The following is a 24347-nucleotide window of genomic DNA, read 5'->3' on the forward strand; positions in this document are numbered from 1 at the left end:
CGATGGCGCGCGCATTGATGATCCAGGGGGCCGGCTCGGACGTGGGCAAGTCGCTCATCGTCGCCGGCCTTGCGCGCGCCTTCACGCGGCGTGGGCTGCGCGTGCTTCCCTTCAAGCCGCAGAACATGTCGAACAATGCCGCCGTGACCGTCGACGGCGGCGAGATCGGCCGCGCCCAAGCACTGCAAGCCCTCGCCGCCGGCGTCGAGCCGCACACCGACATGAACCCGGTGCTCCTGAAGCCCGAGACCGATGTCGGCGCGCAGGTCGTTGTCCACGGCAAACGCATCGCGACCGCGCGGGCGCGCGAATACGCGGCGATGAAACCGTCATTGATGGGCGCGGTGCTGGAGAGCTTTGAGCGGCTGAAGGCGCGCGCCGATCTCGTGCTGGTCGAAGGCGCCGGCAGCCCCGCCGAGGTCAATTTGCGCAAGGCCGACATCGCCAACATGGGTTTTGCGCGCAAGGCCGACGTGCCCGTGGTGCTGATCGGCGATATCGACCGCGGCGGCGTCATCGCCCAGCTCGTCGGCATCAAGACTGTGATCGACCCCGACGATGCTGCGATGATCCAGGGTTTTGTCATCAACAAATTTCGCGGCGATCCCACACTGTTCGATGACGGCTACAAGCTGATCGAAGCAAAGACCGCCTGGCGCGGTTTTGGCGTGCTGCCCTGGTTTGCGCGCGCCGGCGAGTTGCCCGCCGAGGACGCGCTGGGCCTGAGTGACGCGCGAAAGCCGGGCCAATGCAAGATCGCTTGCCTCGCGCTGTCGCGGATCGCCAATTTCGACGATCTCGATCCGCTCAAGCTCGAGGCGGCCGTCGATCTCGTCATGGTGCGGCCGGGTGAAGCGATCCCCGGCGATGTGCGTCTCGTCATCATCCCCGGCTCCAAATCCACCCGCGGCGACCTCGCCTTCCTGCGGGCGCAGGGCTGGGACATTGATCTCCTGGCGCATTATCGCCGCGGCGGCCACGTGCTCGGCCTCTGCGGCGGCTATCAGATGCTCGGACGCAGCGTTGCCGACCCCGACGGGATCGAAGGCCCTGCCGGCGACACACCGGGCCTCGGGCTCTTGGATGTGCAAACGGTGATGAGCCCGCAGAAAACACTGACACGGGTCACGGCCGTGCATGCGGCAACCAACCAGCCGATCCAGGCTTACGAAATCCACATCGGCCGCACCGACGGGCCCGATCGCGCCCGTCCGTTCGCCAAACTGAATGGCGAGCCTGAAGGCGCAATCTCCAGCGATGGCCGCGTTCAGGGTAGCTATTTGCACGGCCTGTTCACGTCGGATGATTTCCGGAAAGCGTTTTTGACCAAGCTCGACATCCCGGCAGGCGACGAGCCCTATCACAGCAGGGTCGAGAGCGCGCTCGATGCGCTCGCCGATCACATCGAAAAGCATCTCGACGTCGAAGGCCTGCTTTCGCTAGCGCGCTAGGACCTCGGCGAGGCGCGTCCATTCGGGCTCGCTGCCCGGGAGTCCGAGCCGCAGCCATGTCGGCTTCTGCACGAAGACGCGCGACCAGATCTGGCCGCGCGCGAGCTTCTCCTGCGCGGCCAGCGCATCCGGCGTCTCGTAGAGACGAAACAGCGGCGTGCCGCCAACGAACCGCCAGCCCTGCGCTCGCGCCATGTCGTCGAGACGGGCACAGTCGCGCACAAGCCGCGCTGACGTGGACCCCGCCCAGGCATCATCACGCAATGCGCGGCAGCCGATCGCGATCGCCGCCCCCGAGACCGGCCATGGCCCCGACATCGCCGCAATCCTGGCGATGTCGGCCGCGCTACCGAGTGCAAACCCAAGCCGCAGGCCGGCCAGACCATAAAACTTCCCGAAGGAGCGCAGGATCAGCAGCCCCGGATGATCCGCTTCCGGCGCAAGCGACAGCTGCGGAACGGCGTCGACAAAGCTCTCGTCGATGACGAGACGGCCGACGCGCGGCAGCAGTGCCAGCAAATCCTGCGGCGTATGGCACCGGCCATCGGGGTTGTTGGGGTTGACGACGATGGCGAGATCCGCGCCCACCAGTGCGTCGAGATCGCCGACCTCCAGGACATCCCAGCCCGCAGCCGACAGGACTCCGGCATATTCGTTATAGGTCGGCGCGAGGATGCGGGCGCGGCCGCGCGGCCCAAGCTGCGGCAGCAATTGAATTGCGGCTTGCGCGCCGCCCATCGCGACGAGCGCCGCGCTCGTGCGGTAGGCGTGCTGCGCCGCCTGATGCAAGGCATCGATCTCGGCACGCGACGGCAGCGCGCTCCACGCGCGCATGCTCACCTCGCCCGCCGGATAAGGCAGCCGGTTGATCCCCGTCGAGAGATCGATCCAGTCCTCCGCGCGTCCGCCAAAACGCTGCTGGGCCAGATCGAGATTTCCGCCGTGCTCACGCATGTCCTGTTCTTTCACGCGAAGCTGAGGATCGCAAGGAGGCCGGCGAGCAGCAGCATGGCGCGGCGGTAGACCGTCAGTCCCTCGCAGATGTCAGCGGCGAGCGGATCGCGCGCACCTTCGTTCAGCCAGGGCTCGTTCGTGATGCTGCCGTGGTAGATCCGGGGACCGCTGAGCCGCACGCCGAGCGCGCCGGCCATCGCCGCTTCCGGCCAGCCGGCGTTGGGCGAGCGATGCCGGCGCGCATCGCGCGTCATGCACGACAATGCCTCCGCCCTGTGCGGCGCCAGCAGCACGAACAGAAACCCGGTCAGCCGCGCCGGAATGAAATTGGCGACGTCGTCGATCCGCGCCGCCGCCCAGCCAAAGGCTTCGTGTCGCTCGCTGCGATGGCCGATCATGGAGTCCAGCGTGTTGATAGCCTTGTAACCCAAAATGCCGGGCAGACCGAACAGCGCGCCCCAGAACACGGGCGCCACGATGCCGTCGGAGGCGTTTTCCGCAAGACTCTCGATCGCCGCGCGCGCGATGCCGGCTTCATCGAGCGCCGCAGGATCGCGGCCGACGATGCGCGAGACCGCGTCGCGCGCGCCGGCGATGTCGCCGGCCTGCAAAGGTGCGGCAACGGCGGCAACATGATCATGCAGCGAGCGCAGCGCGACCAGCGGCCAGGCCAGGACCCCCGCCAGCACGATCTGGATCCAGCCCGAGGGGAGCAACGACTGAAGCGCCCAGCCGAGTGCGGCCGAGACCGCGATCACAAGGAACGCTCCGGCAATGCCCGCGGCACGGCGCAGCGCCGGCGGATCGGACCCGCGATTCCAGGCGGTGTCGATGGCCGCGATCAGGCGGCCGAGCCAGGTCACGGGATGGCCGATCCGTGCGAACAGCGGGGCCGGCCAGCCCAACAGGGCATCCACCGCCATCGCCACCGCCATCGCACCCGCCAAGCCCACACAAATCTCCCGTCTCGCTCCGCCCCTGTTGCGCAAGACGGCGGAAGAGTGCAAGCCCCTGGCCGCCTGATTTCGGCTTTGTCTTTGGCCCCGTTTGGTGATTAGTGCTGGCCGACAGGAGACTTTTATGGCCGTCATCTTGATCACGGGCGGAGCGCGATCGGGCAAGAGCCGGCGTGCGGAGACGCGCACGCAGGCCTTTCCCGGCCGGCCTGTGTACATTGCCACAGCCGAGGCGCTCGACGCCGAAATGGAGGACCGCATCGCAAAGCACCGCGCGCGACGCGGAGCCGACTGGATCGAGCGCGAGGTGCCGCTCGACCTGGTGCAGGCCCTGGTCGAGACCGAGGGCGGCGGCGCGAGACTGGTTGATTGCCTGACGCTCTGGCTGTCCAACCTGCTGCATTCCGAGCGCGACTGGTCGCGCGAGGTGACACACCTCGCTGAGGTTCTCCCTCGCTTGCGCAGTCCCGTCATCATGGTCACCAATGAGGTCGGCCTCGGTATCGTGCCCGACAACGCGCTGGCGCGCACCTATCGCGATGCCGCCGGAATCATGAACCAGACGTTCGCCGGCGTTGCCGACGAGGTCGAATTCGTGGTCGCCGGACTGCCGATGAAGCTGAAATGATACCGGGCACCGAGACGATCCGGAATGTCATCGCCGATCTCAGGATCGCGGCGTCGTTCGTCACGCTCCTGCCGGTCGGATCGTCAAAGCCTGCGGCCGACGGCGCCATCGCGCGCGCGACCTGGGCGCTGCCCGTCGCGGGACTGCTGGTCGGACTTGCCGGCGCCTTGGTCTACAAGATCTCCAGCCGGCTCGGACTGACGCCGAACCTTGCCGCCCTGCTCGCACTGGCCACGACCGCCCTCATCACCGGCGCGCTGCACGAGGACGGGCTTGCCGATACCGCCGACGGGCTCGGCGGCGGCCGCACGCGCGAGCGCAAGCTCGAGATCATGCGCGACAGCCGCATCGGGACCTATGGCGTCTGCGCACTGATCCTGTCGTTCGGCCTGCGCTGGAGCGCGCTCGCGGCGATCGCCAATCCGTGGCTGGTGACGCTGGCGCTGTGCGCTGCGCATTGCGCAGCCCGCGCGGGCGTGCCGGCGTTCATGTCGCTGGTACCGCCGGCGCGGCCTGACGGCCTGTCGGCAAGCGCCGGAGCGCCGCCGGGCCGCAGCGTCGCCATCGCCTTTGCCGTTGGAACTCTCGTTCTCACCCTCGCACTTGGACCGGGCAAGGCACTGGTCGGCCTGATCCTGCTGTCGCTCGCGGGCCTGATCCTGGCACGGCTTGCCATCCGCCAGATCGGCGGGCAGACCGGCGACATTCTCGGCGCCTTCGAGCAGACCGGCGAAATCGTGATCCTGCTCGTTGCCGCGGCCTTCCAGATGGGACGATGACCTCATGGTCGAGTTCGACGACACCTTCCGCCAACACTTGCGCGAGCTGTTCGTATGGCGCCGTGACGTGCGCCGCTTTCGCACCGATCCCTTGCCGGACGGCGCGGTGGAACGCCTGATTGAGACGGCCTGTCTTTCCCCGTCGGTCGGCCTCAGCCAACCCTGGCGCTTCGTCATCGTCGACGATGCCGCACGGCGCACTGCCGTGATCGACGATTTCAGGACTTGCAACGGCGACGCGCTGAATGCGTATGCCGGTGAACGCGCCGCGCGCTATGCCACCCTAAAGCTGTCGGGCCTCGAACAGGCCCCCGGCCACCTCGCCGTGTTCGCGGACAAGGCCAGCGACACCGGGCACGGCCTCGGGCGCGCGACCATGCCGGAGACGACGGAGTATTCTGTCGTCGCGGCGATCACCGCAATGTGGCTCGCCGCGCGTGCGGAAGGCATCGGCCTGGGCTGGGTGTCGATCCTGCATCCCGATCGCATCCACACCATTCTCGACGTGCCTGATACCTGGAAATTCATCGCCTATCTCTGCATCGGCTATCCGGAAGTCGAATGCGACCAGCCCGAGCTGGAGCAGGCGAAATGGGAGCACCGGCGAAGCGCGAACGAATTCACGCTGCGGCGCTAGGGCGGCGCCCTCCTCCGTCATTGCGAGCGCAGCGAAGCAATCCAGAATCTTGCCGCGGAGGTAGTCTGGATTGCTTCGTCGCAAGAGCTTCTCGCAATGACGACTGAGAGAGAGGCAACCTGCCACTACGACTTGCTGCCAGCAACCGCCGCCACAGGCGCGACGCTTTCCTGTTTCTGGAACATCAACAGCGGCCGGAAGATGATGCGGCCATAGGCCTCGTAGTGGTTCTGGGTCGAGACCGCCATCTTCAGCGGCGTCGCGTAGTTTGCCTCAAAGGTCATGAACGGCGCGTAGGTCCAGGAGAAGCCGACGCCGACCGAGCCCAGTTCGGTGACGCCGGGGAATGTCGAATATACCGCACCCCAGTCGGTGAAGACGTAGGTGTCAAAGCCCTTGAGCCATGACGACCAATTGTAGTGCAGCTCGGCGTTGAAATAATAGCCGCTGTCGCCGGACGCCGAGTTGGAGGGATAACCACGCACGGTGGTCGGACCGCCGATCGAGAAGATCTGGTCGCCCGGCAGCAGCTTCTCCTGCGTGTACTGCCAGCTCGCAAGCACGTTGGCGCTGAAATTCGCCGGTCCCGCCGCGCTGGTCGCGATCAACGAGCCGGTATAGGTGTTGAACGCGCGGTTGTTGCCGAGCACGTGGTCCTGCCACGCGATGTAGTTCACCGCCGGCGAGACCGTGATCGAATAGCTGTTGCCGGAATTGGTTACCGAAAATCCGGCCGTAGCCTTGTCGTAATGATCGTCGGTGACGGCGACCGTGGCGAAGCGGCTCACCGTCTTGCCCTCGGTCTCGGCGGCGTTGAACAGCACCAGCCAGTTCTGTGTCACCCAGATCGGCTGGCTGAAATTGATCGCGGCCTGGCTGGAGCGTCCGGTGACGTCGAGCGCGACGAACGGTCCCTGGATGATCTTGATCTTGCCTTCGGTGTAGCTGACGCCGACGCGGCCGCCCCAGGGATTGACCGGAATGCTGTAGGCGGCGTTGCCGTTGAGATTGCCGTCGGAGCGGACGCCGTAGAAGGTCAGGCGGTCGTCGACGCCGAACAGGCCGTGGCGCTTGTAGAACGTGCCGCCTTCCCAACGGCCGGTGTTCTCCACGCCCTGGTTGTCGACGAAGAGCTGCAAGGTATCGATCGGCGGCTCGATCACAGCGAACTGCAGATCGGTCAGGCCGAAGCTCGTGCCGGGCTGGAGCAGCGCCTTGATCTGCACATCGTTGGTGCGGTTGAACCAGATCACGTCGCGATTGAGCTTTGAAACGTCGAGGACCTCGCCTTCCGGCTCCTTGACGCGCTGAAGGATGTAGTCGGTGCGAGTCTGCTTGTTGCCTTCGATGGTCGTCTTCTGGAGCCGGCCTTCGGTCAGCTTGATCTTGACCACCCCGCCCTTGGCATCCTGATCGGGCAGCGTCGCGATGCCGGTGACGATGCCGCGCGCGGTGTAGATGGCATTGATGTCGGCGACGAGCTGCAACAGCGAGGCGATGTCGACATCCTTGCCGACATATTTCTTCGCGATCTCGTCGAGCTCCGCGGGCGTGATGAACTTCGACGCGTCAAACTCCACCTTGCGCAGGCGGAATTTCGGCCCGCCCGGTTTCAACAGCTGGGACTTCTCCCGCTCGCCGCCAATCACCGCCGGCCCGTTGAGTTTGGGCGGCGCGCTCTGCTGTTCGAGCTGCCGGCGCTGCCGGTCGACGTCGTTCTGGATCACGCCGGGATTGATCGACTGGGAGCGCGCGGAGACAATGCAGCAAGCTGCCAGCCCGACCCCCAATGCTGCCCCCAGAATCCGCATCCCGCTACCACGCTTCCGCGAGGCGACCAATGGCCGGCTTCGCTGTTTCAATCGCGGCGTCCTTCCAGCCCTGACGTCCCGTACGCTGCCCCTGGCGGCGCAGCTTGCGCATGTCGCTCAGCCCCTCGATATTGACGGCGGGACCGGAACCGATGGTTTCGACCGGTCGCGGCGTCAGCAGCGCATCGAGACGCGCCTGGCCGGAGAGGCCGAGCAGGTAGAACGTTCCTCCGTCCTTCTTCGCGAGCCAGGTCTCGATGCTCTCGCTACCCTCGCCGTCGACGGAAATGTTGCGCACCATGCTGGCGCCGGTGAAGTTGCTGCAGCAGATGTGGTTCGGACCGTAATTGGTGACGGTTGCCGAGATGTCGCCGGTGTAGAACACCACATAGGCATTGCTGACATTGGCGTTGCCGACCTGGCTCATCGTGAACACGCCGTCCGGCTGGTACAGCTGGATCGTCGGCCCGTTGGACGGCGCCAGCGTGCGGTTGTTGAGCAACACCTGCTGCGTGGCGGTGGTGAGCAGGAGCTGGCCCGGGACATAGCCGTTCAGGATCGTCACGGCGTGCGCATCGGTGAAGAAGTTCGCGTCCACCACCTTGAACTGGTTGACGATGATGCTGTCCGGATCGATCGAGATGTTGGCGGACTTCGCAACGCCGCCGTTGTAGCCGGTGATGTTCATGATCAGCGGGACCGCTGGGTTCGAGCGGATCTGCTCGCCCCTGACGTTGATCGTGTCTGCCGCAAGATCGAGCTCCCTGACGACGCTGACCCAGCCGATCGTCAGGTCACCCGACGAGGTCATCTTGACGGTGTCGCCGCTGATCCGGTCGAACGAGACCGATCCGGCCACCTCGAAATGTGTATCGCCGTGCGCTGAGATTGATCCGCCGCGGAGCGAGCCCGTGTCGGACTTGACGTCGAGGTCACCGGCATCGCCCGGGATACCCGTCGTGGTAAGCTGGCTGAAGACAATGTCGTTCACGGCATGCAGGGTCTGCGTGCCGCCGCTGATGGCGGTGCCAACCGTGATCCCTCCGGCGGTCGCGGTGATGCCGAGCGTGCCGCCCACGTTGAGATTATCCCAATGAACGACCGTTCCGCCCAGGACCGCGTTGCCGGTCGAGGCCGTGAGGTTATGACCGGTGTTGGTGCCCGCCGCGATCAGCCGCGCCGAGCCGTTGGCCGTGACCGAGCCCAGCGTCGGCATGCCACCGGCCATCACCGTCTGCGCCAGGATGAAGCCGTTGTCGGCGGTAACGTTGATGCTGCCGGCATCGCCGTTGATGCCCGTCGCCGTCAGCGCGTTAAACGTCACGCTGTCGTGGGCGCGGATGGTTTGCGTGCCGCCGCTCTGCGCGGTCTGGAGCGCAATGCTGCCCTGGCTCGCCGTCGCGCCCAGCGTCGTGCCGACGTTGAGGACGTTCCAGTTGATCGGGCCGCCGCTGGCCGTCAGCAGCCCCGCGCCGGTCGTGGCGGCGAACGTGTTGCCGGTGATGGTCGTGGCGGCAACCAAGCTCGCCGAGTCATGGGCCGAGACCGAGCCCTGGCTCGTCACGCCGCCCGACGTCACCGTCTGCGCCAGGATGAAGCCGTTGTCAGCGGTGACATTGATGCTGCCGGCATCGCCGGTGATGCCCGTGGCGGTCAGGGCGTTGAAGGTCACGTTGTCGCGGGCGCGGATGGTCTGCGTGCCGCCGCTCTGCGCGGTCCGGAAGGTGATGCTGCCCTGGCTTGCCATCGCGCCCAGCGTCGTGCCGACGTTGAGCGTATTCCAGTTGATCGGGCCGCTGCCGGCCGTCAGCAGCGCCGAGCCCGTCGTCGTAGCGAGCGTGTTGCCGGTGATGGTCGTGGCGGCAAGCAGCGTCGCCGAGCCGTTGGCCGAGACCGCGCCCAGGGTGGTCACGCCGCCTGATGTCACGGTCTGGGCCAGGATGAAGCCGTTGTCGGCGGTGACATTGATGTTGCCGACGTCACCGCTGTTGCCGGTGGTCGCGAGCGACTTGAACGTCACATTCTGGCCGGCATGGACCGTCTGCGAGCCGCTGCTGTCGGCGGTGCCGATGACGATGCTGCCGTTGTTGGCGACCGCGCTGAAGCTGCCGCTCGCGCCGGTCGCGGTGCCCGCCAGCACTTGGTCGAGCGTTAGCCCACCGGCGCCGATGATGTCCACGTTGCCTTTCACCGCGGAGAGCAGGCTCGCCTCGGTGTCGGTCAGCGCCTTCAGGTAGATGCCCCCGGCGCTCGCGCTCGCCGACAGCCGTACCGCGTTGAGCGTGAACCGACTCGTCGCGTTGCCGATGCCGTTCGACGCGTTCAGCGACACCCCGGCGCCCGCGCCGGATGCCACAAACTTGGTCTGGCCGTCGCCGTTGTCGATGATCGCTCCGAGCGAGGCGACGCCGCCTGCGGTAACGATGATCGAGGGCGCGTTCGAGGCCGCCGCGTAAGACAGCAACGAATTCACCTGGCCGATCGTCGCATCCCCCGTGGTGGTCACCGAGATCACACCAGCCGCGTTGATGGCCGAATAGGCGCCCATCGACAGCGTCGCGCCGACCAGCGTCACGCCGCCCGAGCTGCTGGTCGCAACCACCGGCGCCGCGCTGGTGCCGGCCGCGAAGGTCATGCCGCGGTTGGCGAGCAGTTGCATCAGGCCAGCGCTGGTGATGCTGGTATTGATGGTGAGCGCGCCGCGCGGCACGTTCAGCGTCAGTGCGCCGCCGGCCGTCAGCGCCCCATAGGCGCCGCTCGTGCCGACCATCAGATCGCCGGCGACCGCGAGGATGCTGAGGTCGCCGACCGCCGAGCCGGTCACCGCGCCCGAGATGTTCACCTGCAGCGGCTGGAAGGTCGAACCGTTGAAGCCAATGTTGCCGCCGGCGCGCAGATCGAGGTCGGTGCCAAGGATGTGGATCGCCGTGCGATCCGTGAAGTCGGATTCGGCGTAGATGCTGCCCGTCGCGGCGAGCTGGATCGCATTGCCGGCGGCGATATTGCCGAGGACGAGATCGCCGGTGGTCTGCTTCACGTGGATGCCCTGCGCCGACGAAACCTGGTCGAGCTGGTCGTTGCTCGGATCGGCGAACGCGATCTGAAGCGCGTTCGTGTTGGTCGCGGGATTGCTTCCGGCGGCCCCGGCTGCACCGACATTGCCGCGCTCCGCGATCAGGGTCAGGTTGCCGATATCACCTGATATGACCGGCCCGCTCACATTGGCGAAGATGCTGGTCACGGCGTCGAGCTTGACGTCGCCGCGGCCGGTCACCTGGATGCCGCCAGCCTGCGCGGCCGCGATCGGGCCGTAATTCGCGGCGACGCCGCCGAGCGCGAGGCTGTTCTTGCTGCCGAGGTAGATGTTGGTCAGCGCCTTGGCCGAGATCGCGATCGGGTTGTCGACCACGACGAGGTTCTGCTGCGACAGGCTGACCGTATAGGTCGTGACATGGGTCGTGGGATCGGTGACCGCACCGACGGTGAGCTGGCCCGGACCGGCGGTGGCCAGCAATCCCCTCTGCTCCGGCGTCAGCGAGGAGGCATCGACGCTGGTGAAGGTGAACGTCTGGGGCGCCGCCGAATTGCCGACCGAGCCGCGCGGCGCGTAGAGCATGATCTGGTTCGCACTGACATTGGCGACCACGTTGTCGTCGATCGGCGGCGGCGCCGCGCCGACGGCCGACGACGACACCGTGTAGGCGAGCTGGCTCTGCGTCCACTGCGAGCCCGCCGTGATGATGCCGTAGACCCGCTCGGTCGAGGCCAGCGTGTAGCTGTAGGTCGCATTATAGGCGTTCAGCGCCGTCTGCAGCGCCGTATTGGTCGGCATGCGCTGATTGGCCGTCGAGACGCCGTCGAACAACTTGGTGAACAGGGTCGACGACAGCGAGCTGCCGAACAGCGTTCCGAGCGGATCCGAAGGAGCGCTGCCGAGCAGGCTGGTCAGCGAGGTCTTGAGCTCGTCGGTGGTGATCTTGCCGAGCAGGAACTGATCCCGCAGGAACCGCGTCGTGGCCTCGGTCTTCATCTGCGTCGTGGTGACGTCGGCCGGGTCGATGCCGAGTTTGGCCGCCACCTGCGCCCGCAGCACCGTCTGCCCCACTGAGGTCGGATTGTAGGTGCTGCCGTTCGGGAAGGCGATGTTCCTGAGCTGGAAGTAGTCGTTATAGGCCGACGTCACCATCGACTGGTAGCTGTTGACGGCGTTGGTGGCGGCGTTGCCGCTGAGCAGGTCGAGGCTGGCCCAGACATCCTGCAGATGCTGGCTCTGCGCCTGGGTGAGGCCGACCGCCGCCCGGCCGTTCAGGATGCTGGCCTGGTTGCCGTCGGAGCCGGCAGCCTCAAGGAACACCGGACCGCCGGTCGACTGGATCGTGCCGAGGCGAAGGTCGCCCTTGGACTGGATGATGTAGGTGCCCGTGGCCGAAGAGCTGTCGAGCACGCCGCCATCGACGGCGCCGCTCGCCTGAACCGTCCCCGTCGCCTGGATCACCAGCGGATTGATATTGGTCAGGGTGGAGGCGTTGTTGACAACGGCGCTCGTCGCGCCGATCGCACCGGACGTGGAGTTGATCTCGATATTCTTGCCGATCACGACCGGGTTGGCGACGTTGTAGGCGGAAGCCGAGTTGATGTCGCCGGTCGCCGACAGGAAGACGTTGCCCTGCGGCGTGGCGCCCGCGGCATTCACCTTCACCTGGTTGATCGACAGCGCCCCGATGGCCGAGATCGCGATGTCGCGGTCGATCGAGCTCGCGGTCAGGCTGCCGCCATAGAGCTGCACCTGGACGGGCGCCTTGGTGGTGCCGAGCGTGCCGATACCGCCGTCACCCCGAAGCGTCACGCTCGTCCCCGAGATCACCGGGTTGTTGGCATTGGCGCCGACGGTGATCGACGAGTTGGTGCCGGTGGCGGCAAGCGTCGTCGTGCCCTGCTGGTTGTTGATCGACCCGTTGATGACGATGCCGGAGGTCGAATTGACCACGACGTCGCTGCTACTGCCGCCGATGAACTTGATGTTGATCGGGTTCGACGCCTTGACCGTGTTGGTCAGCGTGAGCGTCAGGTGATCATAGATCGCCTGGTACCAGTTGTACTGGGCGTCCGCGCCGCAGCACGCGTTGGAATGGGTGTTGAGTCCAACGGGGCTCCCATCCGGATTCACGCCTCCCGCCCAGTGATAGCTGCCTGTGGCGGTGGTGACTTTCTGATAGTTGCTGCTCTGCGTGCCTGAAACCAGGTTGGTCGAGCGGGTCCAGTTCTCGCCGGTGACCTGATTGGGCGTGAAGCTCCAGCCATAGTCGAACTGCGTGCTGGTGGGTAGACGATCCAGCGTCGCGGTGTCGACCCATTGATAGAGCATGTTCTCCTGCGTCGCGTACTGGACGCCCGCCGTACCGGTCCTGGCCGTAAGCATCGACGGGTCGATCGCGGCCGCAGTGACACTGTTGGTCTCGTACCGCGACACCTGCTGGCTGCTTGCAGCCTTGGGATCGTAAACCCACCACGTCGTCTTCCCCTTGAGCTGGTCGACGATCTCGACCACGCTCTGGGCAGTGACGCTGGTATTGATGGTGTTGGTGACGAGCTGGAGCCCGCTGGTGTTGTTGACGGCGACCGTGCCGGCGCCGCCTTTGATCTCGATGTTACCCTGGGTCTGGGTGTTGTCGGTCGAGGTCGAGATGATCTTGCCGTTGAGGTAGACGTAGCCGCCGGCGCCCTGCGCCACGCCATTCAGGATGAGCTGGTCGGTGAGAGCGTTGTACCTGACCCCGATCTTGGCGTCGCCGCTGGCCGACGCCGTCACGGAGCCCGAGATGTCGTAATAGACGCCGTTCCGCGCATTGGCCTGGGCCGCGGCAAAATCCGCGCCGCCGTTGCGATTCTTGAGGCCGTTGCTGCCATAGATGGCATCGTACGCAGCGGCGCCGATGTTGACCGAGTAGTTGCTGCTCGAGCCGGCCTGGATGATGCCGTTGATGTTGATCACCGACGCCGAGATGATGACCGCCTGGCCGCTGATGGTCCGGGTGGCTGTCGCGGTGGCCGGCGAATCCGCGGTCTTCGGCGTGATCGCATCCGGCTGGATGTTGATCACCTGGAAGAAGCCCGAGCTGTCGCAGGCTGACGCACAGTTGAACGGCGTCTTGTACGGACCGCTATCGGTGTAGACGTTGCGGCCGTCATAAGTCGTTTTCTTCCACTGCGCGAGCACGACATTGGCCGAGTCCTGCGACTGCCCCTCGATGATCTTGAGGGTCGCGATGTCAGGCACGCTGCCGGCATCGGGAGTGCTGGTGTTCCCAGGCGTACCCCTGCCCACCGGCAGGAAGATCGATGAATAGAGCGAGGTGCCGTCGTAATACGTCATCAGCATGCGCGCGGTGAAGATCGTGCTGGCGTCGGCGTTGCCGACGGGTTGATACACTCCGTGGCTGCCGTCGGTGCAGCAGTAATAGAAATAGGGGTGATCGGTTCCCGAAGCGATATGCGGAGCGGTATAGTAGTCGCCGTAGGCGCCGAGATAGGTCGCCGCCGTCATCACCGCGGTCAGCGTGTCTTCCGGCCTGTTTTCAGTGGTGGCCCATTGCGAGGTGACCGCGCTGCCGCTGTCGTAGAAGCTCCCGATACCGCCGAGGAAGGTGAAGGTGCCTTTGGGCACCACGATCTGGACGGTCGCGGCGCTGAGCGACTGCGATGCGACGACGCTGCCGAGATTGTTGATGATCTTGAGCAGGCCGTTCGCGTTGTTAACGGCGCCATTGAAATAGATGTCGGGCGTGCGGGTCAGCACGTTGCCGTTCTGGTCAATGCCCTGACCGGAGTCGGGATCCAGGCGGTTGTAGGTGGCGGAGACGTCGATGACCGGCGTCGCGCTCGGCATCGCGGTGAAGGTCACATTGGAATGCGAATCCGGGTCGACATGGTCGATCTGGCGATAGGTGATGTTACCTCCGGTCACATCGGTGACCGTGAGGTTGCCCAGGCTCATGAAGTCGAGGCCCTTGTTCTCGATCTTGATCAATGGCGAGCTGCGCGCGATGACCGCGGGCGCGGCAGGATTCGTGCCGCTGTTTCCGGTGAGCTTCTGCGCCAGGATCGAGACGTTGCCGGCGGACACCAGGATGTCGCCGAACGCAAAGGCGTTGCCGGGCGCGTCGGAGGTGAACGGCGCCTGCTTGATCAGCGTGTCGATCTGCCGCTGGATGTCGCCGGTCGGATCGGTGCCGGACGGCGACATGATGGCGGGCGCCGTCGGAGTCGCCGCCGCGAGCTGCGCGCGGACCTGCGTCGCGGTCAGGCCGGTCAGCGTCGCCAGCTGGCTGACGACCAGATCGTAAGGATTGAAGTTGCCGACGATAGTGTACTGAACCGTCTGGTGGTTCCAGCTCATCACCGGACTGAAGTGGTTGACGTCGGAGACGGACTCGAGGACCGACGAGGAGCCGTTGGTCAGCGTCGAGTCCGGACTGGTCGTGCTCAATGTCGGCGTGGATGCGCCCAGATTGATCGTGATCGTCAAATCGTTGTTGACGCCAGCAACCACCCGGCCGTTGAGCGCGACGTCGCCGGTTCCACTGGTGTGGCTGTGGTTTTCGCTGTTCTTGGCGCTGAAGATGTCGAGATACGGGTTGTAATTGCTGCCGTTGCCGGTGGCCGTGACCTGCCCCTGCGTGGCGCCGAGATAGATGTCGCGCGCGCCGAGAATGCTCGAGGTCGGAGCGAGCGTCAGGCTCGTGGTGTCGTCGGCATTGGCCGTGCCGCGATAGAGCGCCGAGATCGGAATGGCGGTGTTGTTGTAGACCACCGTCGTCGCCGTCGCCTGCACGCTGCTGAAGACGGTGCCATCGCCGGACAGGCCGGCATACATGGTGATGTCACGCCAGGCCACGATCTTCGCGTTGTCGCCGACATTGACGGACTGGTTGGCATGGACCCAACTGTTGGTGCTGGCGCCGACGCCCGCGATCGCGCCGTAGAGGCTGGCATTGGCGTTGTTCGCCGCCGCCATCTTCGCGGCCGTGCCGACATAGATCTTGCCGGCGCTGAACAGCTCGCGGGCGTTGATGTTGACCGCGAGCGTGGCATTCGCCGTCATGTTGGATTCGGCGCCGCCGCCGGCGAAGAAGCTGGCGGTGGCGAGGCTCGCGGTATCGTTGGTGCTCAGCGTGTTGTAGGCCTCGATGTTGATCACCGCGGTCGAGGTCCTGGGATCGTCGTTGAGGCTCAGCACCGTGCCGGCGCCGATATTGGTATTGACGCGCTGGGTCACGAAGGACTCGCTCAGCGCCGCCGCTCCCGAGAATGAGCCGCCCGAGCCCGATCGCGCGCCGCCGCCGGCTTGGTTGACGATGTCGTTGGCGATGACGACCATGTCGCCGGCCGCCGAGTTGATGATCAGATGCGTCCCGATCTCGGCTGTCGTGGTGGAGTCGACGTCGTTCCTGGTCTTGCCGGCGGACACGCCCGCCGTGGACGCCTGATAGGCGTCGCCGCTCGCGGCGTAATTCGTGGTGTGCGTCGCCTTGATCGTGAGGCCGCCGAGATAGAGCGTGTCGTCCGTCGAGCCGCCGTCGAACCGCGCATTGGTTACGGCGGTCGAGCTGGTGGTGGCGACCGCCGCCGCACCGGCATAGGTACCGCCCGCGCCGACTATCGCGTTGGAGAAATTCGTGTCCCTGCCGTCCGCCTGGATCGTGAGCTTGCCGGTGTAGGCGGCGCGGTTCAGGGCGTCCATATCTGCGGGCGCGCCCAGATAGGCGTAGGTTTTCGCGTCCGACGACGTTTGGGCCACGGTGGCGCCGAGGGCCAGGAAGCCGCTCGAAAGCCCGGTCCCCTCGGCATATTGCGAGCTGTCGTTTTCAGCCGTGATGGACACGTCGGCATTGGGGAGCCGGATTCCCGCCCCGCCATAGGCCTTGACCGTCGCGTTTTCGGAGGCCCTTGCGAAACTGCCCTGCGCGCCGATCAGCGAGCCGCCGCCGCCGGCGAGCGCCTTGGCCCAGGTCGTCGTGCCATAGATCGGCGTGGTCGTGGTTCCGTTCGTTTGCGTGCCGATGATGGGGACGAGCGCCATGGCGGTCACGGCGAGCTTGCCACCCGAGAAGCTGGTGTTGTCACCGACATCGGCCGTGACCGTGGCTCCGACGGTCGATTGGGCGATGGCGACGCCGACCGCGCCGCCGCCGACCGACACGCCGATCGCCTCGCTCAACAGATTCGGCTTGATCGCGGCTCCTACCAGCGTGCCGTCGCCGGTCGCAGACGTGGTGATGACTGCGCCGGATCCGATCTCGGCGAGCACGCCCGAGTTTTCGTGGGCCTCTGCATCCGCGCCGGCGCCGGCGACGATACCGCCCGAGAGCGCCGTTGCCGTCGTCGTCAAGGTGCCAGCGCCCGAGGCCCCGACACCCAATGTCGAAGTGTTGACGGTAGCGTCGTCCAGGACCCGCGCTGTGACGGAGCTGTTTCGGCTTGCCGTTGCGACCGAAGCGCCGGCGGCCACGGCGCCGGCACTTGCGCCGCCGGTGAAGACGACCTGGCTCGTTGAATCCTGCGCCAGGACGGCGACGCCGTTGCCCCCCGTGCCGGTGATCTGGCCGCCAAGCAAGGCCACCACGGTGTTGCTGACATTGCCGACCGCCACCGAGGCCTGAGCGCCGAAGTAAAGCGCCGCACCGCCGGCGATCGCCTCGGTATCGATGGTCTTGCCGGCATAAGGTCCGTCGGTCGCATCCTTGACGACCGCCAGGACGTTGACGGCGGGCGCCGCGACGGCCAAAGGCGTATCCGCGGCCACCAGCACGCCGGCGCCGTTGCGTCCGTAGTCGCTGAGGTTGGCGACCACGGTGCTGTTGACGCTGGTGTAGCCGATGCCGGCGCCAATGCCGAGATTCTTGGCAAAGCCCGCGCCGAGCAGATACATCTTGGCCGCGTTGGCGCTGGTGGCCGAGACGTTGACTTGCGTGCCCGTGACGTTGCCGCCCGCGATCTGGGCGATGACCGCGTCATTGCCGCCGCTCAGGATATTGCTGACGTCGTAGGTCGAGCTGACATTGGCACTGTTCGGATTGCCGGCCGTGCCGCTCGCGACGGCACCACTGCCATGCGTGTTGCTGGTGCCGCTGTTGACGGACGCGATGGTGCCGTTGCCACCTTGGTTGAGCTGGCCGGTCTGCTGGCCCTGCGTGTCGGCGTCCGCGGTGTTGGTGCCGATGATGATGACGCCGACGGTCGCGCCGATGCCGGCGCTGCCGCCGATGCCGGCGGTGACCGCGTAGGACAGCACCTCCTTGGTGCTGAGCGCGTTGACGTTGATCGCGCCTGACGAGTTCAGATTGCTGTTCCAGCTCTCGGCAACGGTCCGGCTCTTGAACACGATGACGTTGGCCGCAGCGCCGACGCCGACCCCTCCTCCGCTGGCGCCGACCGCGAGCGCGCCCGCGATCTCCTTGATCGCGACGTCCTCGTTGGCGTTGACCGTGACCGCGCCGGCCGCACCGCCCGTCACCCCCTGCAGCGTGGTGTCGTAGACGCCGGCGATGGTGTTGTTGTTGGCGACCTCGATGTTCGCCATGCCGGCGATCGCGGCGGTGCCCGTCGAGAGCGCACCACCGATTGCATAGGCCTCGAAGCGGTTCTTGGTCTTGGCTTCGACGTCGAGCGCACCGCTCAAATTGAGCGCGGTGGTGTGCGCGGCGCCATTGCCCTGATAGCGGAACTCATCGCCGACATAGGCCAGCGTCCGGTTCGAGGAGACCTGGACCAGGAACGCCGCGCCGATCGCGGCCTGGCTGCCATAGGCACCAGAGCCGTTCGCGGAGAAGATGCCGGTGTTGTTGTTGGCGTTGACCGTCAGCGACGAAGCGGTCAGCGCGCCGCCGTCGACATAGGCTTCCGTGGTCGCCTGGAAGACGTTCAGGCCGACCGAGCCGCTGTTGAAGCCGATCGCAATCGAGGACGCATCCTGCTCCGCATTGGCCTTCACGGTCACGGCGCCCAACGTCGCGCTCGACGACTGGACGCCGCCGACCGTGGCATTGGTGATATAGGCGAAGGTCTCGCGCGAGATCGTCGTCGAGACAATCGTCGCGCCACCGCCGCCGCTGCTGCCGTAGGCGATGCCTGCGCCGAATGCGCCGGAATAGGAGAAGCTCGATGCGGCCACCTCGATCTGCGGCTTGAGCGTCGACGAGGTCAGGCGCGTGTCGATGGACGCGCTGTCGATATAGGCTCGTGTCGCCCCGCTCATCACGTTAGTGATCGGGTTGATCATGATCGAGATGCCGCCACTCGCGGCGACCGACGCGACGTTGGTCACGACAGCCTGGTGCGAGCTCGCGACCACGGCAAGGCCGCGCACGGTGTCCTGGTTCTCGGTGAGGTCGGGCGTGGTGTCGGTCGGCGCGTGCGCGGTGCCGAGATCGAAGGCATGCACCAGCGAGCCGTTGTTGACCGACAGCGTATCGGTGCTGCTGGTCCCGAGCGCGTCGACCTTGGTGTTCGCGCCGCTGATATAGGCCGCAGTGGTTCCCGTGATCTGGTTGGTGACCAGCGAGCCCGCGCCGCCCGCCGCCCCCTTGCTGATCGACACCGCGCCGCCGAACACGCCAACCTTGTCGTTGTTGCCGGCGATCACGGCGACGTTGTTGGTGGCGATGACGTCGGCGCCATTGATACCGTTGGTACCTGCCGCCGTGATACTGGCGGTGACGTTGGTCCCCATCAGATTGGTGGCGACCGAGCCGGCCAGCCCGACCTGCGAGGACATCGCGATACCGACGGCGACCGTCGAGATGCTGGCGTTCGAGTTCGCACCGACCGCGACATTACCTGAGGCGGTCAGCTTGGAGCCGGTGACGCCGGCGCTGACGTTGTTGGCGATGCTGCTGTAGACGAGCGCCAGACCCGCGGCGCTTCCTTGCGTCGACGCCCCCGCGATGGCGGCGGTTCCGGTGATGCTGGAATTGTCGGTCGCGCTGACGGAAATGTTCTTGGCCGTGACGGACGATTGCGTCGTGCTGGACTGGTTGTTGCCGATGGCCGCGGAGACGGTGTTGGAGATGCTGCTGATCGTGGTGCCACCGACGCCGGCAAATTGTCCGGTCGCAAGGCCGAAGCCGATCGTGACAGCCTGGATCTTGGAGGAATCGATCGCGCTCACGCTGACATTGCCGTTGCTGCCGGCCGTCATCAGGACGTTGGCGATATAGGCCGAGTGCGTCGTCGCAACGGTGTTGTAGACGATCGAGGCGCCGACATTGTTCTTGCCGGCCTGGATCAGGCCCGCAACGGAGACGATGCTGGCGCCCGGACCGTTGCCCGCGCCGTCATTGAGCGCAGCCGCGCCGAAGTCGATGCAGTTCTGCCCGCCCGTGCCGCCGGCGACCGTGCAGGTGTCCTCGGCGAGATGATTGTTGTTCGACTTCTTGACGAGGTTTCCGAGAGCCGTATCCAGCGCCGACACTGCGCCGCTGTCCGCCAGCACCGTTACGCGGCCAACGTCGATGCTCACCGTGGCCCCGCTGCTGATATAGGCCGTCGTGGTCGGCGAGATCTCGCTGACGACGATCGCGCCGGCAAGCCCGTTGGACCCTGCCCCGCCCGAGGCCGCACCGGCCGCGATCACGCTGGCGCTGTCGGCCATCACCAGCAGGGTGTCGTAGTTCGAGATCGAGGTGCTGCGGATATGCGCGTCGGTCGCGTTCCCACCCGTGGGATCGGCAATCGACGCGTAGGTCAGCCCGATGCCGACGCCGGCCTGGCCACCGGTTATATAGAGCGACCCGCCGCCGATCGCGATGTTCGTGGTCTGGTAGGCGTCGACCTCGAGCGCGCGATTGACGCCGGTGGCTTGCCCCGTGATCGTCGAGCTCTCGATATAGGCGTTGGCGCTGTCCGTGATGATGCCGACGGAGGCCGACAGCGACGCCGCGTTGGATTTCGATCCCGCCACGCCGATGGCGACGACGGTCTCCGAGCCGCCGTTGAGCGCCTGCACCGTCACCGAACTCTGGTTGTTCACGGTGGTGCCGTAGATATAGGCGAGTGTCGCGTTGTTCGACATCGCCGCCGCGATCGCACCGCCGATCGCAGCCCCCTGGGCGGACCCTCCGGCCAGATTGAGCGCCGCCGAGCCGGAACCATTGTTGAGCATGGTGTCGTTGAGCGCCTGAACGATCGTATTGGTCAGAACGGCGCTGGTCGTGGTGTACTTGTTGACCGTCGTGTTCTTGATATAGGCGCTGGTGCCGAGCGAGACGTCGCTCACCGACGAGCTGCCGGCGAGATCGAGGCTGAAGCCGCTGGTGCTCGATCCCGAGGTCGAACCGATCTTGCCCGCCGCCGTCGTCACGCCGGCGGTGCCTCCGGTCGAGGCGGCGCCGGCAGCGCCTGCCTTGTCGGAGAAATTCGACGACGCCGGGTCGGAGACGGCTGCCGCCACGGCGGCCGCGGTGATTCGCCCCGACGTGGTCGCGCTGAGTGTCAGATTGTCGACATTGACCGCCCCGCTTCCGCCGCTGGTGCCAGCGAACGGATCGTTGGAGCTGAACACGCCGGGCCGGATGTCGGAATGGTTGTCGCCGACATAGGCGGCGGTGTCGGTATTTGCGCCGAGATAGGCGACCGACAAGCCGACCGCCGAACCGCCGCTCCCGTTATAGCTCATCGCGCCGGACAGCGTCACGACCGACAGATCCTGCTGCGCCAGGATGCCGACGGTCGGTGCATAGACGGTGGCCTGGCTCGATATCGACGCGTGCGTCGTGTTGTTCAGGAAACCGAGCGAAGTGATGCCATTCAGCGCCAGCGTGCCGGCAGCCTTGCCGGACGACGGTGCGACAGCGACGAACCGGTCTGAAGTGATCGCGTTGACGGCGATGTCGTCCGCCGCACGCAGCGTCGCGCGGTCCGAAACGCCGGCGATGGTATTGGTGTTGAACTGGACGAGATTGAGCGCGCCGCCGACGGAGGAGCCGCCCGAGGTGTTGCCGAACAGGAAGCCGAGCGTGCCGACATTGCCGGCGGCGTCGATCGACGCCGTGGTCGTGGTGGCCGCGATTTGGATGCTGGCGTTGTAGGTATGGACGTCGCCATTGTCCATCCCGACCGACCAGCCGGTGCCACTGCCGCAGGCCGCGGTCGCGCAGGTCGCCGTCAGGCTCGCGCTTCCGGCCACCCACGCCGTCGTGTTGTTGTTCACGACGAAATGATTCAGCGAACCGGCGATGCCGATCGTGTCGCCGGCGTCCGCGGTGGCATTGGCGTAGCTGGTCAGGATGTTGCCGCCGACGCCGAGATTGCCGTTGAGGTGGCTCAGCACCGCGCCCAAACCATCCCACTTCAGCCAGGAATTGGTGATCGGCAGTTCGGTGGTGGCATCGACGGCGATGTTCGCTGCGTTGATCAGTGTGCCATTGCCGACATAGGCGTTTGAATTATGCGTGAAATTGCCCCAGGCGACGGCCGCGCTGATCGCGGTGCTCTCGCCGGACACCGGATCCTTCGTGATCGCGCTGGACGTCGCATTGCTGCGAACGCCGCGATCGATGACATTGCTGGCAACGGCAACGTTGCCGCTGGCATAGATGCTCGGCGCGCCGCCGCTCGGATTTTGCGCGATCGCAGCGGTCGCGCTCTGGCTGCTGTTGGCCAGCGACAGCGCGCCTGCGACCTTGAAATCGAAGCTCAACGGCATCAGCGAGCCCATATGGTCCCTGATGATCGACGTCGGCGAGGTGACGGCGCGCAGTCCTCGTTCGATCGCCGCGATCAGCGCCGGCAGGCCGGCGATGGACGAGGCCATCGTGGAATTGCTCGTCGTGTCCGACGTCGCTTCAACGAGAACGGAGCCGTTCATCCGGTTGGCGGTATCGGTTCCGAGCGATGCGCCGAGCGTCGCGGTCGCGGACGTCGTGATGTCGCTGATGGCGAACGCCCCGCCGACGGCGCCGCTCGCCCCCGTCCCGGGTGCCGCGACCGACGTTGCGCTGGTCGAGAAGGAATTGTTGTTGATCGCGCGCACCTTCAGCGTGCTGCCGCTCGTGTTCACCAGGCCCGCCGCAATATGCGCGCCGGTCGCGACGTTGGCGGTCGTCGACACTGATCCCTTGGAATAGGCCACCGTCGGGACGATCTGCGCGCTCGTCGATGCCGCGAGGGCAGTGACGGCGATGGTCGCGTCGTTGAGCGCCTTGACCTCGAGGTTGCCGCCGGCGTTGACCGTCGCGCCCGAGGCCACGTTGGTCGTGGCAGTGCCGTCGATCTTGCCGACGACCACGCCGGCCGCGACCGGCGTCAGGCTGCCAAGCAAGGTGGAGGCGACCGCCGGATCCGACGCGGTCTCCGTGGCATGCGCGGAAATGGTGACATCGCCGCGGCCGTTGATGTCGGCATGGCTGTTGATGTTGATGGTCGCAGTGGCGCTTGCCGCGACATAGCCGCCATTGAGCCCGAGCAGCGAGGCGGCCAGCGTCGAGCCGACAAGCGCGAAATCACCGGCCACAGAACCGTTCAGGAAACTTGACACGGCGGTCGAGGTTGCGGTGATCGAGATGATGCCGCCGGTGATCTTGCCGTCGACCGTGATCGCCGTCGCGGCGGTGGCCTGGCCGGACAGCTTGATGTCGCTCGCCGTCGCCCTCAGCGTCACGTTACCGTCGGCGTAGGTGGTCCCGCCGAAATTGACCGACTGGGCCAGGATCTGCGCGCCATTCATGATCTCGATGTTGGGCGCGTCGATGATGACGTTGTTGGCGTTGCCGGTCGAATGGCCGGAGCCATCGAGACGGCGGGCATCGATCATCGCATGCGCGGCGAGCGTGATGGAATGATCCGCCTGGATGAGGTAGTCGGCACCCGCGCTGAGCCCGGCGAGCGCATTAGCGATGGAGCTGTTCGACAGCGTCACGCCGGAGTCGCCCTGGGCGGCATCGCCCACGACCACGTCGGTGGGGTCGATCAGCAGCGTGCCGGCCTTGCCGTTGTCCGCACTGAGATCGACCTTGATGCCTTTCCCGATGTCGATGATCCCGTTCGCGCTGAAGTCGACGAGACCGGCATTGCCCGTCTTCGCGCTGGCATCGAACCTGGCGCCGCCCGCGACGGTCAGGTTCTGCGCCGCCTTCAGGCGGATCTCTCCGGCATTGCCGTTTGCGCTTGCGATGTTGAGATTGGCTTTCTTGCCGACATCGATGTTGTTGCCGGCCTGAACGGTGATGTTGCTTGGCGTTGCGGTCTTGCTCTGCGCGGTCAGACGCCCGTTGACCCTGGCATTGTTGACCGCACCGATATGGATCGAGCCGTTGCTGACGGTGATCGAGCTGGCGCTGCGCAGACCCTTGGAGTTGACGGAGGCCGCAAATTTCGCGGCATGATCGAGATTGGCGATATCGCGCTGGGTGGCGCCGCCGACATAGACGTTCTGCCCGGTCAACCGCACGCCATCCTGCGCATTGACCCGGCCGTAGATGCGGATGTTGCCGTCGGGCGAGACCGGGAACGAGCCGGCCATCAGATTGCCGACGGCCGACTGGTTGATCGCCCCGCCCGCGCCGATCAGGCTGTCGGTGAACTCGCGCGTCGGCGTCGAGACGTTGAGGCTGCCGACATTCACCGTGCCGGAACGGCCGACCACGAACCCCTTGGGATCGGCGAAATAGACGTTACCGCCGATCGCACCGTTCATGTAGGAGTTCAGCGTGCCATTGACGTAGACCGGCGCGTCGCGAACGATGTTGACGAGGTTTTGCGTGCCGGTCGGCAGTTGCAGGTTGACGGTGTTGCCCTGCCCGACGCTGAACTGCGAGAACGAGTTGAAGGCGTTGTTGCCGGAGACCGTCGACGTCGTGACGTTGGTGACGCCGCCGGAGGTCTGCAAGGACGTCCCGGTGCGTCCGTCCGGAACGATGACGTTCGCCGTCTGCGCCTGAACGCGGACGCTGAACACCGGCAGGAAGACCATCTGCATCGCGCAGAGCAGCGACATCGAGCGGAAGCGCGCAAGCCCCCGCAGCGTCGTCAGCTCATCGTTGTTTCGCGTCGCAGATGGTCCGCGCATTTCATATCCTCTTCATCGGCATTGGCGCCGATCCACAACCGGGTGGGAGAATGACGTCGAAGGCGTCCG

The 24347-nt window shown here is 65.9% G+C and carries 8 protein-coding genes; 4 read left to right on the top strand and 4 right to left on the bottom strand.

Features of this window, described 5'->3' with window-relative positions; genetic code table 11:
* The first annotated feature begins 2 nt into the window (after positions 1 to 2).
* On the top strand, positions 3 to 1451 hold the full coding sequence (locus AB5K84_RS30800) for a cobyric acid synthase (protein ID WP_011086043.1): 1449 nt from the start codon (positions 3 to 5) through the stop codon (positions 1449 to 1451).
* Here AB5K84_RS30800 and cobD read toward each other — a convergent pair.
* Together cobD and cbiB are read right to left on the bottom strand one after the other, a co-directional pair.
* On the bottom strand, positions 1440 to 2405 hold the full coding sequence (gene cobD / locus AB5K84_RS30805) for a threonine-phosphate decarboxylase CobD (protein WP_038966030.1): 966 nt from the start codon (positions 2403 to 2405) through the stop codon (positions 1440 to 1442). The two genes, AB5K84_RS30800 and cobD, sit on opposite strands and share 12 nt — an antisense overlap.
* Before the next feature lie 11 nt (positions 2406 to 2416).
* Complete coding sequence (cbiB, locus tag AB5K84_RS30810) at positions 2417 to 3358, bottom strand: adenosylcobinamide-phosphate synthase CbiB (RefSeq protein ID WP_038966031.1); 942 nt, start codon at positions 3356 to 3358, stop codon at positions 2417 to 2419.
* A gap of 127 nt (positions 3359 to 3485) precedes the next feature.
* Between cbiB and cobU the strand changes: the two genes are divergently transcribed.
* Genes cobU through bluB form a run of 3 tightly spaced genes read left to right on the top strand, consistent with a single transcriptional unit; the run spans position 3486 to position 5405 of the window.
* The gene (gene cobU, locus AB5K84_RS30815; RefSeq protein ID WP_038966032.1) at positions 3486 to 3989 is read left to right on the top strand and encodes a bifunctional adenosylcobinamide kinase/adenosylcobinamide-phosphate guanylyltransferase; all 504 of its coding nucleotides are present in this window, start codon (positions 3486 to 3488) and stop codon (positions 3987 to 3989) included.
* Positions 3986 to 4768, top strand: a complete 783-nt coding sequence (gene cobS, locus AB5K84_RS30820) for an adenosylcobinamide-GDP ribazoletransferase (protein WP_011086039.1) — start codon at positions 3986 to 3988, stop codon at positions 4766 to 4768. The genes cobU and cobS overlap by 4 nt, the downstream gene beginning before the upstream one ends.
* 4 nt (positions 4769 to 4772) lie before the next feature.
* The gene (gene bluB / locus AB5K84_RS30825) at positions 4773 to 5405 is read left to right on the top strand and encodes a 5,6-dimethylbenzimidazole synthase (RefSeq protein WP_011086038.1); all 633 of its coding nucleotides are present in this window, start codon (positions 4773 to 4775) and stop codon (positions 5403 to 5405) included.
* A 125-nt stretch (positions 5406 to 5530) separates the two neighbouring features.
* On the opposite strand, the gene AB5K84_RS30830 is transcribed toward bluB, so the two are convergent.
* The gene (locus AB5K84_RS30830; protein ID WP_011086037.1) at positions 5531 to 7216 is read right to left on the bottom strand and encodes a ShlB/FhaC/HecB family hemolysin secretion/activation protein; all 1686 of its coding nucleotides are present in this window, start codon (positions 7214 to 7216) and stop codon (positions 5531 to 5533) included.
* 4 nt (positions 7217 to 7220) lie between these two features.
* A complete protein-coding gene (locus AB5K84_RS30835) occupies positions 7221 to 24278 on the bottom strand; it encodes a leukotoxin LktA family filamentous adhesin (RefSeq protein WP_441232708.1) in 17058 nt (5685 codons plus the stop codon).
* Positions 24279 to 24347 lie beyond the last annotated feature (69 nt).

This window comes from Bradyrhizobium sp. 1200_D9_N1_1, from assembly GCF_052075915.1.
Classification (GTDB): Bacteria; Pseudomonadota; Alphaproteobacteria; order Rhizobiales; family Xanthobacteraceae; genus Bradyrhizobium; species Bradyrhizobium diazoefficiens.

Bases quoted from the DNA above. Each gene is read 5' to 3' on its own strand.
- AB5K84_RS30800 (WP_011086043.1), top strand. From the start codon at position 3: ATGGCGCGCGCATTGATGATCCAGGGGGCCGGCTCGGACGTGGGCAAG.
- cobD (WP_038966030.1), bottom strand. From the start codon at position 2,405: ATGCGTGAGCACGGCGGAAATCTCGATCTGGCCCAGCAGCGTTTTGGC.
- cobU (WP_038966032.1), top strand. From the start codon at position 3,486: ATGGCCGTCATCTTGATCACGGGCGGAGCGCGATCGGGCAAGAGCCGG.
- cobS (WP_011086039.1), top strand. From the start codon at position 3,986: ATGATACCGGGCACCGAGACGATCCGGAATGTCATCGCCGATCTCAGG.
- bluB (WP_011086038.1), top strand. From the start codon at position 4,773: ATGGTCGAGTTCGACGACACCTTCCGCCAACACTTGCGCGAGCTGTTC.
- AB5K84_RS30830 (WP_011086037.1), bottom strand. From the start codon at position 7,216: ATGCGGATTCTGGGGGCAGCATTGGGGGTCGGGCTGGCAGCTTGCTGC.
- AB5K84_RS30835 (WP_441232708.1), bottom strand. From the start codon at position 24,278: ATGCGCGGACCATCTGCGACGCGAAACAACGATGAGCTGACGACGCTG.